The organism is Streptomyces neyagawaensis (assembly GCF_023516595.1).
Classification (GTDB): domain Bacteria; phylum Actinomycetota; class Actinomycetes; order Streptomycetales; family Streptomycetaceae; genus Streptomyces; species Streptomyces neyagawaensis.
Genome location: NZ_JAMGBG010000119.1, coordinates 1 through 16,935, shown reverse-complemented (window position 1 = coordinate 16,935; position 16,935 = coordinate 1). Strand labels below are relative to the sequence as shown.

At 69.4% G+C, this 16,935-nt stretch carries 15 protein-coding genes and 1 pseudogene; 11 read left to right on the top strand and 5 right to left on the bottom strand.

Annotation, left to right across the window (positions count from 1 at the left end; translation table 11 throughout):
- Window positions 1–13: 13 nt before the first annotated feature.
- A complete protein-coding gene (locus tag M8J73_RS34795; protein ID WP_229913975.1) occupies window positions 14–547 on the bottom strand; it encodes a helix-turn-helix domain-containing protein in 534 nt (177 codons plus the stop codon).
- A 515-nt stretch (window positions 548–1,062) separates the two neighbouring features.
- Here M8J73_RS34795 and M8J73_RS34790 point away from each other — a divergent pair.
- From M8J73_RS34790 to M8J73_RS45620, 11 genes and pseudogenes are all read left to right on the top strand, one after another.
- Window positions 1,063–1,878 carry a polyphosphate polymerase domain-containing protein gene (locus tag M8J73_RS34790; protein ID WP_055539686.1) on the top strand — a complete coding sequence of 272 codons (816 nt, stop codon included), beginning with the start codon at window positions 1,063–1,065 and terminating at the stop codon, window positions 1,876–1,878.
- Entirely contained in the window at window positions 1,875–2,552 is a 678-nt protein-coding gene (locus M8J73_RS34785; protein WP_055539676.1) for a DUF4956 domain-containing protein, read from the top strand. Before M8J73_RS34790 ends, M8J73_RS34785 begins: the two co-directional genes overlap by 4 nt.
- On the top strand, window positions 2,552–4,336 hold the full coding sequence (locus tag M8J73_RS34780; protein ID WP_055539677.1) for a CotH kinase family protein: 1,785 nt from the start codon (window positions 2,552–2,554) through the stop codon (window positions 4,334–4,336). The genes M8J73_RS34785 and M8J73_RS34780 overlap by 1 nt, the downstream gene beginning before the upstream one ends.
- A gap of 86 nt (window positions 4,337–4,422) precedes the next feature.
- Window positions 4,423–5,169: a response regulator transcription factor gene (locus tag M8J73_RS34775; RefSeq protein ID WP_055539678.1), complete on the top strand. Its 747-nt coding sequence runs from the start codon at window positions 4,423–4,425 to the stop codon at window positions 5,167–5,169.
- Window positions 5,166–6,737, top strand: coding sequence for a sensor histidine kinase (locus M8J73_RS34770; RefSeq protein ID WP_055539679.1), 1,572 nt, complete (start codon window positions 5,166–5,168; stop codon window positions 6,735–6,737). Before M8J73_RS34775 ends, M8J73_RS34770 begins: the two co-directional genes overlap by 4 nt.
- Window positions 6,738–6,768: 31 nt before the next feature.
- Window positions 6,769–7,605 (top strand): fumarylacetoacetate hydrolase family protein, encoded by an 837-nt coding sequence (locus M8J73_RS34765; RefSeq protein ID WP_055539680.1) that lies wholly within the window; start codon window positions 6,769–6,771, stop codon window positions 7,603–7,605.
- A gap of 152 nt (window positions 7,606–7,757) precedes the next feature.
- On the top strand, window positions 7,758–9,047 hold the full coding sequence (locus tag M8J73_RS34760) for a bifunctional glycosyltransferase family 2/GtrA family protein (RefSeq protein ID WP_079054937.1): 1,290 nt from the start codon (window positions 7,758–7,760) through the stop codon (window positions 9,045–9,047).
- A 17-nt stretch (window positions 9,048–9,064) separates the two neighbouring features.
- Window positions 9,065–11,311 carry an ArnT family glycosyltransferase gene (locus tag M8J73_RS34755; RefSeq protein WP_055539681.1) on the top strand — a complete coding sequence of 749 codons (2,247 nt, stop codon included), beginning with the start codon at window positions 9,065–9,067 and terminating at the stop codon, window positions 11,309–11,311.
- A 51-nt stretch (window positions 11,312–11,362) separates the two neighbouring features.
- On the top strand, window positions 11,363–12,106 hold the full coding sequence (locus tag M8J73_RS34750; RefSeq protein ID WP_055539682.1) for a response regulator transcription factor: 744 nt from the start codon (window positions 11,363–11,365) through the stop codon (window positions 12,104–12,106).
- Complete coding sequence (locus tag M8J73_RS34745) at window positions 12,103–13,638, top strand: sensor histidine kinase (RefSeq protein ID WP_249829500.1); 1,536 nt, start codon at window positions 12,103–12,105, stop codon at window positions 13,636–13,638. The genes M8J73_RS34750 and M8J73_RS34745 overlap by 4 nt, the downstream gene beginning before the upstream one ends.
- A gap of 307 nt (window positions 13,639–13,945) precedes the next feature.
- Window positions 13,946–14,181 (top strand): annotated as a pseudogene (locus tag M8J73_RS45620) (IS110 family transposase); the annotation flags it as partial.
- A gap of 501 nt (window positions 14,182–14,682) precedes the next feature.
- Here M8J73_RS45620 and M8J73_RS34735 read toward each other — a convergent pair.
- From M8J73_RS34735 to M8J73_RS34720, 4 genes are all read right to left on the bottom strand, one after another.
- A complete protein-coding gene (locus M8J73_RS34735; protein ID WP_229913984.1) occupies window positions 14,683–14,868 on the bottom strand; it encodes a hypothetical protein in 186 nt (61 codons plus the stop codon).
- 556 nt (window positions 14,869–15,424) lie between these two features.
- A complete protein-coding gene (locus tag M8J73_RS34730) occupies window positions 15,425–16,012 on the bottom strand; it encodes a TetR/AcrR family transcriptional regulator (protein ID WP_055539685.1) in 588 nt (195 codons plus the stop codon).
- Window positions 16,013–16,145: 133 nt separating this feature from the next.
- Entirely contained in the window at window positions 16,146–16,631 is a 486-nt protein-coding gene (locus tag M8J73_RS34725) for an SRPBCC family protein (protein WP_249829499.1), read from the bottom strand.
- 31 nt (window positions 16,632–16,662) lie between these two features.
- On the bottom strand, window positions 16,663–16,935 hold a 273-nt coding region (locus M8J73_RS34720; protein ID WP_249829498.1), incomplete at its 5' end, for an FAD-dependent oxidoreductase.

Here is a 16,935-nt window from a genome sequence, read left to right as displayed (position 1 = left end):
GAGGTTCCTTGGCTCAGGTGCCGATGGGGGAGGCGAAGACGCCGGTGATGTCCACCGCCTCGGCGGCGGTGCGGTAGAAGTGCGGGACATCGCCGGCGAAGGCGAGCATGTCGCCGGGGCCCAGGTCCTGCGGGGCATCGACCGGCCAGGCGGTCACGTGCCCGGCGGCGATGAGCAGGTGCTCGATCGTGCCGGTGGCGTGGGGGACGCCGGTCAGCTCCGTCTCGGGCGGGATACGCAGCCGCCAGTTCTCCAGGCTGATGCGGCGCAGCAGGTCCCGGGCGACCTCGCCCGGCTCAGCGGGGTTGCCCGGCCGGTAGACCGGCCCGGTGTCGGCGTCGCGCGCCGGCAGGTCCGCGATCGGGATGCGCAGCGCGACGGCGATCGCGTCCAGGGTGCCAATCGTCGGATTGCCCTTGCCCGCCTCCATCTGCGACAGCGTGGCCTTGCTCAGCCCGGCGCGCCGGGCAATCTCCGCGGCGCTCATGCCACGCTGCCGGCGGCGCAGACGGATCTTCGCGCCGACCGCGGCCGCGGTACTGCTCACCGGCCGCTGGCCGGACCCAGACGGCGCGGCCATCGGTGGCGGGAGTGGGTGGCGGAGTAGGACACGCGGATACGGCCAAGGTCATTTGGCGACCACCGCCGAATTCGCCAACGGTGTCCTGAGAGGGACGTGACCGAAGCCGGCCCCGAACTGCCCGCCGGCATCAACCCCCTGGGCACCCGAGACCGATACCGGCCGTCGCTGGGTCGGCCCACCGCACTGCGGGTGGTCAGCGCCGCCGCCCTACGGATCATCCACCAAAACCGACCAGAGCTGTCCCGGACCGTGAGGACGCCGCGTCAACGCGCGCAGTTCATCCATTGGCCATCTTGAGTACTCCTGGAATTACCTCGCAATTCTCAGCTGCTTCTCACATCCCACCGGTTTTGTGTCCTGCGTCGCCCGATCGGGCCGTACGACGAAGGAGGCGCATGGTGGCACTACCGGTGACCACGTGGCGGAAACCCGAGAGCCGGGGGGAGGAGCAGCGCCCGGCAGAGGAGCAGCCGTTGCACGTGGCCAGCAGGCTGCACTCGTTCAACCGGTTCGAGCTCAAGTACCTCGTACCGGTCGAGGAGGCGGCCGAGATCCGGGACGAGCTGGCCGAGCGGATGGACCGCGATCTGAACAGCCCGGTCGGCGGGTACGGCGTGTGGAGCCTGTACTACGACACCCCGCAGCTGCGGTTCTACTGGGAGAAGATCGAGGGCCTGAAGTTCCGGCGAAAGCTGCGCATCCGCCACTACGGGAACCTGGACGGGGTGACCGACGAGTCCCCGGTGTGCGTGGAGATCAAGCAGCGCGTCAACCGGGTCACACAGAAGCGCCGCATCACCCTTCCGTACGGCGTCGCCCGCCGGCTGTGCGACGGCCGGGAGATGGTGGAGCATTCCGCCAAGGAAAGCGCCTTCATCCAGGAGGTGCTCGAACTCGTCGTACGGCTGAATCTCCAACCCACCGCGATCACCGGCTACCAGCGCGAGGCCCTGGTCGGCCGAGACGCGGACACCGGACTGCGGGTGACCTTCGACCGGCGCATCCGTGGCCGGGACCGGGACTTCCACTTCGGGACACCGACCCCCGAGAACCGGTTCACCATCCCGCCGCACCTGTCGGTGATGGAGATCAAGGTCAACGAGCGCACGCCGTACTGGATCACGGACCTCGCGGCGCGTCGGAACCTCAACCTGATCCGGGTCTCCAAGTACGTGCAGTCCATCGAGGCGTTCGGCCTGGCACCCCGGTCCGTGTTCCACATCCACGAGGCGGACCACCAGCCGCCGCACACGTATTCGGCGCACGAAGCGCCCTTGAAAGCAGGAGCACAGTGAACTTCGATCTGCAGGAACTCAGCGGTACGTTCAGCGTTACCGACGTCGTCGTCGCCATGGCGCTGTCGTTCATTCTGAGCACGTTGATCGGCCACGTGTACCGGTACACGCACCGCAACGTCTCCTACAGCCAGTCCTACGTCCAGACGCTCATCATCGTCGGGATGGTCGTCGCCCTGATCATGCTGGTGGTCGGATCGAACCTGGCACGGGCCTTCTCGTTGGTCGGCGCGTTGTCGGTGATCCGGTTCCGGAACGCCATCAAGGAGACCAGGGACGTCGGCTTCGTCTTCCTGGCTATGGCCATCGGCATGGCCTGCGGTGCCCGCTTCTACACCCTCGCCGCCGTCGCGGCCGTGGTGATCTGCGTGGTCGTCGTCGTGATGTTCAAGTTCAACTGGTTCGCCCTGAGCGTCCAGCGCCAGGTCGTCAAGGTCCAGGTCCCCGCGGGCGAGGACTACACCTCGGCCATTCGTGACGTCCTCATCCGGTACACCACGGAGTTCGAGCTGGTGAGCACCGAGACGATCCGCGGCGGCGCGCTGACCGAGGTGTTCTACACGGTGCGCATGAAGAAGGGCACCGAGCCCGGCGACCTGGTGGCCGCGCTGCAGGAGCGGACATCGGGCCAGCGGGTGACCGTGCTGACCGGTTACGACTCGACCGACCTGTGATGGCCGGCGGCAGCGAGGCGGCTCCCCGGCGCAGGCCGCGGCGGCTCCGCGACCGGATCCCCGTACGGCTGCGGCACCACTGGAAGCCGGCCGGCGCCCTCTGCGCGGGACTGGTGGTGATGGTCTACTTCTTCGGCGACGCCCGAATCTCGCCGTACGTCACCTCCTCCTCCCGCGTGGAGGCGGACGCCATCACGCAGAACGTCGAGGGCACGGTCGACCTGTACGACACCTCGGTCTCCCACTCCATCCAACTGGAGTACGACCAGACCGACTTCACCAAGATGATGAAGGAGTTCCGCGAGGACGGGACCAAGGACTACATCGAGGCCGACCTCACCATCGACGGGGTCTACCTCGAGGACGTCGGAATCCGCCTCAAGGGCAACTCCACACTGTTGTCCCTGCGCGGAAGCGGCCAGGGCATGCCCGGTGGCGGCCGGACCATGCCCGAAGGCGCCGAGCAGGGCGCCCCGGAGGCGCAGCAGGACGGCGCAACCGGGGGCCGGGACCGCGGCCAGGCCAATGGCCGCGGTCCCGGCGGGGCCGGTGGCATGGGGGGCGGGATCACGCAGTACAACCTGTCCGACAAGAAACCCGAGGAACTGCCCTGGCTCATCAAGATCGACGAGTTCGTCGAGGGCCGCGCCTATCAGGGCGAGCGTGAGATCTCGCTGCGCCCCGGAAGCAACGGCCAGGTCCCGGTGAACGAGGCCCTCGCGCTGAGCCTGACGGACACCACCGATCAGAAGAACGAGCGGTACGCCTTCACGTCGGTACAGGTCAACACCCGCCCGGTCGCCACCCGGTTGATGGTCGAGAGCCCGGACACGGATTACGCGGAGTCCATCGCTGACGGCAACGGCGTGCTCTACAAGGCGCGGGCCGGCGGCAGCTTCGAGTACAAGGGCGACGACCCGACCGACTACGAGGAGTCGTTCGAGCAGCTCAACAAGGTGGGCAGTCAGGACCTGGAGCCGGTCATGAAGCTCATCAAGTGGGCGAACGAGGCGTCGGACGAGGAGTTCGAGAAGGAACTCGACCAGCACGTGGACGTCGAGTCCCTGGCGACGTACCTCGCCGCGCAGAACCTGCTCATGAACTTCGACGACATGGCCGGACCCGGCAAGAACTACCTGCTGTGGTACGACCTGGACACCAAGAAGTTCTCGGTCCTGGGATGGGACTACAACTTCACCTTCACCGGCGATGCGACCTCGGGCCCGGACGACGACACGGGCATGGGCGGTGCCTTCGGTGGTGGCGCTGGAGGTGCCACTGGGCAGAGCAGCCAGGGCGGCCAGGGCACAGGTGGCCAAGCCGCGCAGAACATGCCCTCCGGGATGCCGTCAGGAATGCCCGAAGGAATGCCTGAAGGAATGCCTGAAGGAATGCCTTCGGGGATGCCTTCGGGGATGCCCGAGAATCTGCCGGAAGGCATGCCGTCCGGAATGCCTTCCGGTCTGCCGGGCGGTCAGAACGGCCAAGACGGTCAGGGCGGTGAGGGCGAAGGCGGTGGGTTCGCCGGCATGATCGGCCACCCGCTGAAGGAGCGCTTCCTGGACTCGGACACCTTCGATCCCCTCTACAAGAAGGCGTACAAGGAGCTGTACCAGAAGTTCTACGGCTCCGGGACCGCACTGAAGGCGCTGAACGCCATCGCCGAACAGGCGGGGAAGGCCGGTGCCGACGGCAAGGAGCTGGACTCAGCCGTCGAGAAGCTGCGAAAGACGGTCACCGAGCGTACCGCGGCGCTGGCCAAGAACAAGGAGGTGACCGGCTGATCCCCGGTGCCCGGACGGCAGTCCCCCATGGGGCGCCGTCCGGGCGTTCGGCGCACCGCGAACGCCTCACCAGCGAAGGAAGGTCCATGCCCGTCGTGCCGTCGGCGCCCGCGCCACCCCAACACAATGTGCTCGTCGTCGAGGACGACCCCAGCATCCGCACCTTGCTCACTTCCGCCCTGCACGCCGCCGGCTACTCCGTGAGCACCGCCGACACAGGCCAGACCGCCATGTTCGAGGCCGGTCGCGGCCAACCCGACCTGATCGTGCTGGACGTCGGCCTTCCGGACATCGACGGCTTCGCGGTGACCCGTCATCTGCGGGCTGAGGGCGTCTATACGCCGGTGCTGTTCCTGACGGCGCGCACAGACGTCGAGGACCGCATCATCGGCCTCAGCTCCGGCGGCGACGACTACGTCACCAAGCCGTTCCACGTGCAGGAGGTGCTGCTGCGCATCCGTGCCATCCTGCGGCGCAGTGACATGCCACCGGGCGGAGGGACCAGGAGGCCGCCGCTGCGGTACGCGGATCTGGTGCTGGACCAGCAGACCCACGAGGTGCGCCGGGCCGGGCTGCCCATCCAGCTGTCGCCCACCGAGTTCCGGCTCCTGGTCTGCCTGCTTGCGCAGCCAGAACGCGTGGTGGGCAAGAAGCAGATCCTGTCCGAGGTCTGGCACTACGACTTCGCCGGTGACGCCCGCATCGTCGACACCTACGTACGCAACCTGCGGCGCAAGATAGACCGGTTCGAGCCCCAGCTCATCCAGACGGTCCGCGGTGTCGGCTACTGCCTGCGGGCCGCGCGCCCCGGACCGGGGGCGGCGGCGCTGTGAGGCGGTGGCTGCGCCGGCTGAGACCGCGCTCGCTGCGAGCCCGCCTGGTGCTCGGCGTCACGCTGCTGGCCACCTCGGCGGTTCTGCTCTGTCAGGCGGCAGGACTCGCCCTGCTCCACTCCTGGCTGACGGACCAGGTCGACCGGCGACTGACCCGTTTCCAGCCGGTGCCCCAGCTTTACAAGGACGTGGCCGACGGCCGGACGGCGTCAGGGGCGCCCGGCAGGACGGGCAGCCTCCCTTCGGACTACCGGGTGTACTTCTACGACAGAGGCGGCCACCGGATTGCCATGTCGCTGAGCGGCGACGGGGGCAGTGCCGGGCCGCGACTCCCGAAGGCGGAGGCGGAACTCGGCCTCAAGAACGGCCGCCCCGCCACGGTCGCCGCGACCGACGGCGGCAGCACCTGGCGGGTGATCGCCCGGTCCGGCACCGACGGCACCCGGGTCGTGGTGGCGCTGCCTCTGAAGGAGGTGGACGAGGCGACCTCCCGAATGCTGTGGTTCAGCCTCGCTATCGGGGTGGCCGTCGCAGCGGGGGTCGTCCTCTTCGGCACCCTCGCCGTGCGGCTGGGACTGCGGCCGCTGGTCGGCGTCGAGCGCACTGCCAGGCGCATCGCCGAAGGTGAGTTGGAACTGAGCGTTCCGGACCGGCATGCGGTCACCGAGGTCGGCCACCTCAGCCATGCCCTGAACACGATGCTCGACCGGCTGCGCACCGCGCTGCGTCGCACCGAGGCGTCGGAGCAACGGCTGCGCCACTTCCTGGCGGACGCCGGCCATGAACTGCGAACTCCCCTCACGTCTCTGCAGGGCTTCGCCGAACTCCTGGTGCAGGAGCCGGAGATGAGCCTGGAACGACGCCAGGAGGCGCAGCAGCTGATCGTGCGGAACGCCGACCGGATGAGCCGTCTCATCGAGAGCCTGTCCCAACTGGCCAGGCTCGGTGAGGTCCCCGCGACGCGGTGGCAACCGGTCGACCTCCTCTCTCTCGTGGCCGACGGTATCGCTGCCGTCGCCGTGCGACACCCCGGGCGCAGCATCGGCCTCGGCACTCTCGCCGACCCCGAGGACGACGCCCGCGTGGACGAGCTGGACGTCGTCGACGCCGTCGGCGACCCGCATCAGCTGGCGCAGATCCTGTCGAATCTGCTCACCAACGCGTGCGTCCACACTCCGACCGGGACACACATCCAGGTGCGCGTCGGCACTCTCCGAGTCCGCCCACACGGGCCGGGCACGACGGGACCGGGCCGTACCAGCGCCAACGCTCCGCTCATACCCGGCACTCGGGTCTGTGTCGTCGAGGTCGCCGATGACGGGGCCGGCCTGACCGAGTCGCACGCGCGGCGGGTGTTCGAGCGGTTCTACCGCGCCGATTCGGCCGAGCGGGCCGCGGCAGCGGGGTCCGGCCTGGGGCTTGCGATCGCCGTCGGCGCCGCGGAGGCCAACGGCGGACGTCTGGAACTCGAGGCCAGGCCAGGTGAAGGCTGCACATTCCGTCTGCTCCTGCCGTATCAGCCCGCCGTTGCAGCGACGGCTGCCCCGGCTCCCCACACCTGCGTATAGGGCCGCATCGCTACCAAAAGGAGTGCCACCGGTGAAGCTCAGCACCGTACGACTGGGACACGGCCGTACAGCCGCCGCACGTCTGCAGAAGAAGCACTGCGTGGTGCTGCCCTACCCGGACGTCGGGGCGCTGATCGCCTCCGGCGAGGACTGGCGGGAACGAGCCGCTGAGGAAACCGGTGAACGCCACCGGCTGGACGACATCTCCTACGCGCCCCTCATCACCCGGCCGAGCAAGATCGTTCGTGTGGGACCCAACTACGCCGCACGGGTACGAGAGACGGGCACCTCCTTCCCCACCGTTCCGGTGTTCTCCGTGCGGCAAGGCGGCCAAGGCGTTGCCGGTGCCCGCGACGCCATCTGCCTGCCGGCCGAGGGACGGAACGTGGACTGGGGCGTGGAGTTGGGCCTGGTGATCGGGTGCCGGACCCGTGGAGTCACGGCCCGGACGGCGCTGCGCCATGTCGCGGGCTACACCGTCGTCAACGGCGTCGCCGCGCGGTGCGACTCGGGAAGCGCCCCCGCGGTGGGACTGTCCACGGACGTCACCCTGGTGGGACCCGCCATGGTCACCACCGACGACGTGCCGATGGGCGGCCGCGGTCTGACGATGAGCTGTGTCATCGACGGGCGGGTCCGCCAGAAGGCGAACACCTCGCAGCTGATCTTCGACGTCGCCACCGTCATCGCCCAGGTCAGCACCGTGACCACGCTGCTGCCCGGAGACCTGATCACGATGGGCACACCGGCCGGACCCGGCACCGTTGGCGAACCCGAGGTCCTTCTGTACCCCGGTGCGGACATGGTCACCGAGATCAAGGGTGTCGGGGAACTCAGGAACTCCGTGATGCGGTCGTGTCCGCAGTGAACCGTGGGAGCGCTTTCGGCCATAGATCTGACTCCCCGTCAGTTCCCAGCATTTTTTCCCCGCCTCCACAGGCAGGGCGGCAACAGTGAGGCCGCGGCCCGGACCAGGGCCTCAGAGCCGCAGTCTGCCGTCCCCTCACGCCTGAGGAAGCCATGACTCCCACCCCCCACCTCACCGAGACCACCGCCCGCCCGGAGCGCTTGGCCCCGTTCCAGCAGGTCGAGCGGTCCCTTCACGCACATGCCGGTACCGCGACGGTCGACATCGTCGTGCCGGTCTACAACGAGGAACGCGCCCTGCCCGGCTGCCTGCGCACACTCCACGCCCGACTGGCGACGGACTTCCCCTTTCCGTGGCGGATCACTGTCGCCGACAACGCCAGCACCGATGACACCCTCGCCACCGCCCGTCGCCTCGCCGACGAACTGCCGGGCGTCGGCGTCGTGCACCTCGACCGCAAGGGCCGCGGGCTCGCCCTGCGCACCGTCTGGGGCGCCAGCGACGCGGACATCGTCGTGTACATGGACGTGGACCTGTCCACCGGCCTCGACGGGCTGCTTCCGCTGGTTGCGCCCCTGGCCAGCGGTCACTCGGACCTCGCCATCGGTTCCCGGCTGGCACCCGGGTCGCGCACGGTGCGCGGCCCACGCCGTGAATTCATCTCCCGCTGCTACAACGGCATCATCCGGCTCACGCACGGCGTCCGGTTCACCGACGCCCAGTGCGGATTCAAGGCCGCCCGCACCGAGGTGCTGAAGCCGTTGCTGCAGGTGACCCGCGACGACGCGTGGTTCTTCGACACCGAGCTGCTGCTGCTCGCCGAGCACAACGGACTGCGTGTCCACGAGGTCCCCGTCGACTGGGTCGAGGACGTCGACACCAGGGTGGACATCGTGGGCACCGCCACGGACGACCTGCGAGGACTGTGGCGGATGGGGCGGCTCAAGGCATCCGGCGGCGCCCGGGTCGACGTACCGTCTCGCCCCGCACCGGCCGCCGAGCACCCCGACGCGGTCCTCGCACCCGCCACCCGACGTGGCGCCTTGTCCTGGGAGGTCGGCTGCTTCCTGGCGATCGGTGTCGTCTCCACGGCCGGGCAGGCGCTGCTGTACTGGCTGCTGCGCGGTTGGTGGAGCCCGGCTGTCGCCAACCTGGTCTCGCTGCTCGTCCTCACCGTCCTCAACACGGAGGCGAACCGACGCCTCACCTTCCGGTACTCCACGGCTCCGCCCGCGCGGGCGCACCTGGGCGCCGGCGGCCTGTTCGTCCTGGGCTACCTGGTCACCTCCGGCGCGGTGCTGTGGTTCAAGTCGATCGACCCCGGGGCCTCGACAGCCGCGGAGACCGCGATCCTCGCCACGGCATCCGTCGCGGTCACCTGCGTGCGATTCACCGTGCTGCGGCTGGCCGTCTTCACCAGCACCCCCCGCCGTACCCGTTGACGAGAGCGACTTCCTACATGAGCAATCCCACGCACCTCAAGCCCGTAACGGCCGCCTCAACACCCGACGATCCGCCTGCGTTCGTCCGCTCGCTGCCCGCCTGGGCGGCACCGGCCGCACTCGGAGCGATCCTCGTGCTCGCGGCCGTCCTGTACGGCTGGGCACTGGGCTCTCTGGGATGGGCCAACAGCTACTACTCCGCGGCCGTGAAATCGATGGGGAAGAGCTGGACCAACTTCCTCTTCGGCTCCTTCGACCCGGCCGGGGTGATCACGGTCGACAAGCCGCCGGCCGCGCTGTGGCCGCAGGTGGTCAGCAGCAAGGTCTTCGGGTTGCACGGCTGGGCGCTGGTGCTGCCGCAGATGATCGAGGGCGTGGCGGCGGTCCTCGTCCTGCACCGCACCGTGCGGCGCTGGGCGGGCGAAGGGGCGGCGCTCGTCGCCGCACTGGTGCTCACTCTCACGCCCATCACCGTGGCCATCAACCGGGACAACAACCCCGACACGCTGCTCGTCCTGCTGCTGGTGTCCGCGGCGTACGCGCTCACCCGCGCGTTGCAGGCCGAGGGCAGGATCGCGACCTGGTGGCTGTGTGCGAGCGGCTTCCTGATCGGGTGCGGATTCCTCACCAAAATGCTCGCCGCCTGGATGGTCATTCCCGCGTTCACCCTCGCCTGGCTCGTGGGAGGAAGCGGCCCCTGGATACCGCGAGTGCGGAGTCTGCTGGGCGCGGGGGCCACCCTGGCGGCGTCCTCCTTGTGGTGGGTCGCCATGGTCGCCCTGTGGCCGGGCGACCGCCCCTACATCGGCGGCAGCAAGGACGGTTCGGCCTGGGATCTCGTGGTCGGCTACAACGGGCTGGGCCGGGTCTTCGGCTCGAGCGACGGAATGTCCCAGAGCATGGGCGGGTTCGGCGGCGGGTTCGGTGGCGCGTCCGGCCTGGGCCGGTTGTTCAACGCGCAGGTGGGCGGCCAGATCAGCTGGCTGCTGCCGGTCAGCGCACTGGCCTTGGCCGTCGCCCTGGTCGGCGTGGTGATGCGCCGACGCGGCATGCTGTCCGCCGACGCCCTGCTGCCGGCCTCCGGCTGGCTGCTGTGGGGGACCTGGCTGGTGGTCTGCGCGGCCGTGTACTCGACACAGAAGGGCATCTTCCACCCCTACTACACCACTCAGCTCGCTCCGGCGATCGCCGCCCTGTGCGGCGGACTGACCGCCGCCCTGGTCCGTGTCCACCGTGCCGGCGTGCGCTGGGCGCCCCTGGTGGGCGTGGCCGCGGTCGTGGTCAGCGCGGTCTGGGCCGTAGCACTGGTCCGCCGTGACTCCGACTGGAACGGCTGGCTGGTGTGGCCGGTCCTGCTGCTCGGCTGCGCCGCGGTCGTCCTGCTGCTCCTCGCGCGGCGGCGTGGTCGGCTGCTGACGGTCGCCGTGGGTGCTGCCGTCGCGTCGGTCCTGGTGGCCCCGGGAGCGTGGGCGGTCAGCGTACCGGGCTCGACATCCGCTATGGGCGGGTCCAACCCGACGGCCGGTCCGACGACGTTCGGCTTCGGCGGGGGCGGCCGCATGCCCCGGCAGAGCGGGAACGACGGCGACCTTCCGTCGGGGATGCCGTCGGGCTTCCCGGGTGGTGACGCGCCTTCGGGGCAGTCCGGTCAGCCCTCCTCCGGCGATGTTCCTTCGGGAATGCCGTCAGGTATGCCGTCCGGTATGCCCACAGGGGGAGCGACCGGCATGCCCGGCATGTCCGGAGGCTCTACCTCGGGAGACAGCGACATGCCGTCATTTCCCGGCGGCGGTTCCGGGATGGCCCCGAGCGGACGCGGTGGCTTCGGCGGCGGCGCGGAACTCACCAGCGAGCAGCGCAAGATCCTCGACTACGCCGTGGAGCACGCACCTCAAGCCCGCATCAAGCTCTCCGTCGAAGGCGGTGCCATGGCCGCCAGCTCCTTCATCCTGGGCTCGGACGAGACCGTCATCGGCATGGGTGGTTTCACGGGCAGCGACAACGCGCCGTCGGTGGACCAGTTGAAGGAGTGGACGAAGAGCGGGGAACTACGCTACGTCCTGGGCTCCGACACGAACAGCGGCGGCAGGCCGGGCATGACCGGGTCCCGCAACTACAGCAAGCAGCGTTCCGACTGGATCGCCGACAACTGCACCCAGGTTCCGGCATCGGCGTACGGCGGCACGACGTCGAAGGCGAGCAGCGGTAGTGCGATGGGCTTCGGAGCAGGAGCCGACGTGCTCTACGACTGCACTGCCAAGTAGGCGACGCCGGAGCAACAGGGACCACCCGGGAGAACGGACCAGCATCACGTCATGACCGAGCAGTCCGCAACGACTCGTCCGCGACATCGGCTTCTCGTGGTCGAGGACGAGCCCAGCATCCGCACCCTGCTGGAGGCGACGCTCCGCCTGACCGGATACGAGGTGAGCAGCACCGACACCGGACAGTCCGCCCTCGTCGAGGTCGAACGCCTGCGACCGCACCTGGTGCTGCTCGACGTGATGCTGCCCGACCTGGACGGCTTCGAGGTGACCCGCAGGCTGCGGGCGGCGGGGGACGAATGTCCGATCCTGTTCCTGACCGCCCGCACCGGCACCGACGACCGCATCCAGGGCCTGAGCGTCGGCGGCGACGACTACGTCTCCAAACCGTTCAGCATCGAGGAGGTGCTGCTGCGTATCGAGGCCATCCTGCGCCGCACGGCACCGGTGGACGCGGCACTCCCGCTACCGAGCGTCCTGCGCTACGCCGACCTCGAACTCGACGAGGGCGCTCACGAGGTGCACCGCGCGGGACAGTACATCGCCCTCTCCCCGACCGAGTTCAAGCTCCTGGCCTACCTCCTGTCCAACGCCGGCCAGGTGGTGAGCAAGGTCCAGATCCTCGACCACGTCTGGAGCTACGACTTCGCCGGTGACGCCAGGATCATCGAGACGTACGTCCGCTACCTGCGCAGGAAGATCGACTCCTTCGAGCCGCCGCTCATCCAGACCGTGCGCGGCGTCGGCTACTGCCTGCGGCTGCCCCGCGACCACGAGGGAACGCCGGAGCAGTGATCCCCCGCCTGCCACGGCCACCCGGCTCACTGCGACAACGACTGATCCTCGGCGTCACCGTCCTCGCCACGGCGGCGGTACTGACCTCCCAGGCCATCGGCTACGTGGTGCTCCGCTCCTGGCTGCTCGATCGCGTCGACCAGCAGCTGGTGGAGTTCCACCCCCCGACCCCGACCTTCCACGACGCCCTCCGGAATGCTTTCCCCGCGCCGACCGAGCACCTGGACGCCCTGCCGTCGGATTTCCACGTCTACTTCTACGACTCCTCCGGGCATCGCCTGAACAACTCCCTCGGCACGGAGGCAAAACCGGGGCCTCGGCTGGCCGATCAGGCACAGGACCTCGACCTGAGGGACGGGCACCCGGAAACCGTGTCCGCCATCAGCGGTGACGGCCGCTGGCGGGTACTGCTCAGCCCTGGCCCGGACGGCATGAGCGCGGTGGTCACCCTGCCGCTCGACACCGTCGACGGCGCCACCTCGAAGCTGCTGTGGCTGAACGCCGTGCTGCTCGCTGTCACGATCGCCGGCCTGCTCGCCCTGGGCAGGTCGGTGGTGAGGCTGGGGCTGCTGCCACTGACCAGGACGGAACGAACTGCCCAGCACATCACCGCGGGCCGGCTCGACCTGCGACTGCCGCACACCGACCCGCGCACCGAGATCGGACGACTGGGCCGGGTGTTGAACTCCATGCTCGACAGACTGCAGACCGCCCTGCTGGCCCGCGAGACCTCCGAGGCACGGCTGCGCCGGTTCATCGCGGACGCCGGGCACGAACTGCGCACTCCGCTCACCACCATCCAGGGGTACGCCCAGCTCGCGCTGCGTCCGGAGCGGCGCCCGGAGCGTGAGCTGCGGGAGGCCAACCGGTTCATCGCGCAGAACGCGGAGCGCATGAGCCTGCTCGTCGACGACCTCCAACTGCTCGCCACCCTGGACCGCGAACCCTCCTACCGCAGAGAACGGGTCGACCTGCTCTCGCTCGCGGCGGACGCAGTGAGCGCGGCCGCCGTCCACAGCCACTCCCACCCCGTCGACCTCGGCCCGCTGCCCACTCCGGCAGATCCGGGCGGCACCGAGGAACTCGACGTGGCCGAGACCGTCGGCGACCCGCGCCGACTGGGCCAGATCCTGGAGAACCTGCTGTCCAACGCCCGCATCCACACGCCGCCGGGCACCCGTGTCCACGTACGGGTGGGCACGACAGAGACCGGACCCGGAACCGGCGGCACCGACCGGCCGGGACGCACCTCCGCATCGCCGCCGCTCCCGGAGCGCCTCCCGGTCAGCGTGATCGAGGTGGCGGACGAAGGACCGGGCCTCGCCCCCGTCGACGCCGAGCACGTCTTCGAGCGCTTCTACCGGGCCGACCCCGCCCGTTCCCGCAGCCACGGCGGGAGCGGCCTCGGCCTCGCCATCGCCGCGGCCATCGCCCAGGGCCACGGCGGCCGTCTCGAACTCGACACCGTCCCGGGCGAGGGCTGCACCTTCCGCCTGCTCCTCCCAGCAGCCGACCTCGGGCAGGGCCGTTGATGAGTCGGTGCCTTCGGGTGCCAGAGGTGATGCGCGGTGCTCGCGCCGGTACGGGCGTCCGACGTTCCGACAGACCGTCGGCCACGCCGCGTCATGGCTGCGCCGAGGGTTGTCAGGCGCCGGCGGCGGGCGGCTCCGGGCGGGTCCGCCGTCGGCTGGGCTCCTGCCGCCGGGGCTGGTGCAGAGCTCTCGTACTTGGGGCGGCCTGATCGACGCGCGGATAGCGCGGCAGCAGGAAGATCAGCAGGAGAGCCCGTTGTACTTGACCTGCGGAATCGACCGGGCTGAGGATCACCACGACGTCGCCATGGTCGACCAGGACGCTCGACTGCTCGGCAAGCTCAGGATCGGTGATGACGCATCGGGCTTGCAGGACCTGCTCCCTTGCTGGCCGAGCACGGTGACAGTCCTGAGGACCCGATCCCGATCGCGATAGAGACTTCTCGTGGACACCTTGTGACCTGTCTGCAGGCTTCTGGCCGCCGGGTATACGCGATCGACCCGATGACTGTCGCTCGCTACCGCCACCGGCACGTCGTCTCGGCTGTTCGAGGGGGGTGTCCAGGTGTGAAAGCGGGGGCGTGGTGCGGTCGCCGCCGGAGGAGAACGACATCAGCCGCGGCGACCGCGGGACGCCAGCGAGCAATCCACGGCCCGTTCAACGCCCCTCCGGGCCTGTCGGCGCCCGGGGTGTGCGGGAGTCACCTCGGTGGACTGGCACACCGCAGGGGCGGGACCTGGAACCGCCGGGAGCCGCCGCAGCGCACGGTTCCGGCGTCTTCTTCCCGTTCCGCCCGCTGTACCCGGTTCCCCTTGTGGAGACCGCTCACCTGGCGGGCGGGACGCGCGGACGTCGACCCCACGCGCCTGGCCATCGGTGGAGCGAGTGCGGGCGCGGGGCTCACAGACAGCCGTCCGCCCATGGATGGCCGCCGTTTCCGCACCGTCCACCACCCCTACCGGGCCGCTGCCGGGTGGCACACCACCCACTCGCCGAAGCCCGGCGCGAAGGACCTCGGCACCTGCGGCGGATAGACGTGCACCTCAGGAGCCCCCCTCACGGCTCGGCCGGGAGGTTTCCCCCTCGGGAGCGGCTTGGTCCCCTGGCTGACCTGGCTCGGGGATCCTCCACTGCGTATGGTCGGGCCAGAGCAGGACACCCAGGGCACCCTCCAGGTCCACGAACGACAACATGTCGGGCCAGACCGTGCCATTGAGCACGTTGGTGATGGCCTGCCGATTGACACCGCTCCTCTTCGCGAGGGCGTTGGCGCTGACTCCCGCTCTGCCATCGCCTCAGCGAGCTTGCGGGCTATGGCCTGTGCGACGAGAGCACCTCGATGCGGCTCCATCACGGCGTGCGGCCAGTCGCCGTCGATGACGAAGCTGCTCGGCTTCTTGGCACGTCTGATTCCTCGAGGCACGGCATAAGCGTGGCCGAGGTGCACCCAAGGTGCGCCTGCGCCACCTGACACAAGCCTTCTTGCGGACAGGGTCTGGGCCAGCCCGCAGCCCACTGCTGGCACGCTCATCGTGGGAGCTGACCGCGTCGCACTCGATTCCGGCGTGGCCTGCATTGGCGCTGCACTTCCACGTCGCGTGCGTGGACCCGGCCGTGGACTCGTACGCGGAGTCTGTGGGGTGTTGTGGTACCTGGCAAGCGGGCGGTCATCCACGAGGCTGAGGTCCCAAGCGGACGCGATTACCGCCTAAACCGGTCAGCCGGTTTGAGGGCTGCGGATCTCCGAGAAGGACAGCGCGTGCGGCGTCGTGATCGACAGCGACTTCAGGCCATGGCCAGGACGGCCGAGACCAAGGACCGCAGGCAGACGCGCTCGGCTTCCTCGTCCGGCAGGGAGAGGTGTTGCATCGTCAGTCCGTCGAAGCCGGCCAGGAAGAACCTCGCGATCGCCTCGGCGGGCTGGCCGAGCCGGTGACCGGTGCGTTCGGCGGCCTGCTCGACCTGCTTCGTCGTCACCGCCAGGATCTCGCCGTGGTGGCTCTGAAGAGCCTCCTTCAGGTGTGGCGTACGCAGGGCGAACATGCTCAGCTCGGTGAGCAGCTGATACGACGCGGGCTGTTCGAGCACGGTACGCCAGAGTGCTTCGGCGAGCGTGACGAGGGTTTCCTCGAAGCTCGCGTCCGTGGGCGCGGCCCGTGTCACCTGGTCGACGAGGTCGTGCGTGAGCTGTTGCATGACGGCCCGGTACAGCTCCTCCTTCGTGCCGAAGGTGTAGTGCAGGGTCGCCTGGGCCACGCCGAGCTCGGCGGCGATGGCACGGGTGCTGCCGGCGGCGACGCCCTCCCTGGCCATGAGGCCGATGGCCGCCTTGATCAGTTGTGGGCGGCGCTCCGCCGCGGATACATGAGCCATGAAGCGATCCTATCCGACTCAGTCTGTCGAACAGGTCGCTCGACAAATCGTCGGTACATGATGAGGGCCGCTCCTGGGCGGCGGCCGGCTGGACCGGCGGACCGGCCGCCGGCCCAGGAGCATTCACCGTCTGTCAGCGAGCGGTCCTCGATGCCTCGGAACGGAGCAGGGTGTTGAGGTTGGCCATGGAGGTGCGCATTCCGGCGCGCATCGCGGGCTGCTGTACGGAGTCGAGGAGCTGGCCCAGCGGGCCGAGGCCGATGCTGTATTCGACCTGGTAGAGCATCTCCGTCGCCTCCTGTCCGTCGGCGGTCTGGACCGGGCGGAACTCGAAGATGTTGGTGATGTCCTGGAGCGGGGCGAATCCGACGCCGGTGTCGACGCGGCGCTTCAGGGGCACGATCTCCTCGACGGTCCAGACCGAGTCGGTCTTGAGCGGGCCGAGGGTGCGGTTGCGCTCGGAGTAGGTCTTGCCGATGGTGGCGACGCCGTGGTGGTCGGTGACCTCGATGGCTCCGGCGACCCACTCGGCGTACCGGTCGGTGCGGGCGATGACGTCCCAGACTCGTGTCACGGGGGCGTCGATGACGGCGGTCTCGCTGACCACGTACTTGTTCATCGCGGGATTTCCTCTCGGATGTCGCTTGCGCTCAGTTCTGGTGGTGGAGGAGTTCGGTGGCGGTGTGGCGGCCGGAGCGGACCGCGCCGTCCATGTAGCCGTTCCAGTAGGGGGAGAACTCGGCGCCCGCCCAGTGCACGCGGTGGTGGGGGCGGTCCCTCCACTGGCCGAAGTCGGTGAGCACGCCGGGGGCGGCGACGGAGGTGGGGCCGCCCTGGGTCCACTGCTCGGCGGTCCAGTCCTGCTCGACGTATTCGACGGTGTCGAAGGCACGGTCCCCGACGACCTGGGCGAAGCAGCGCAG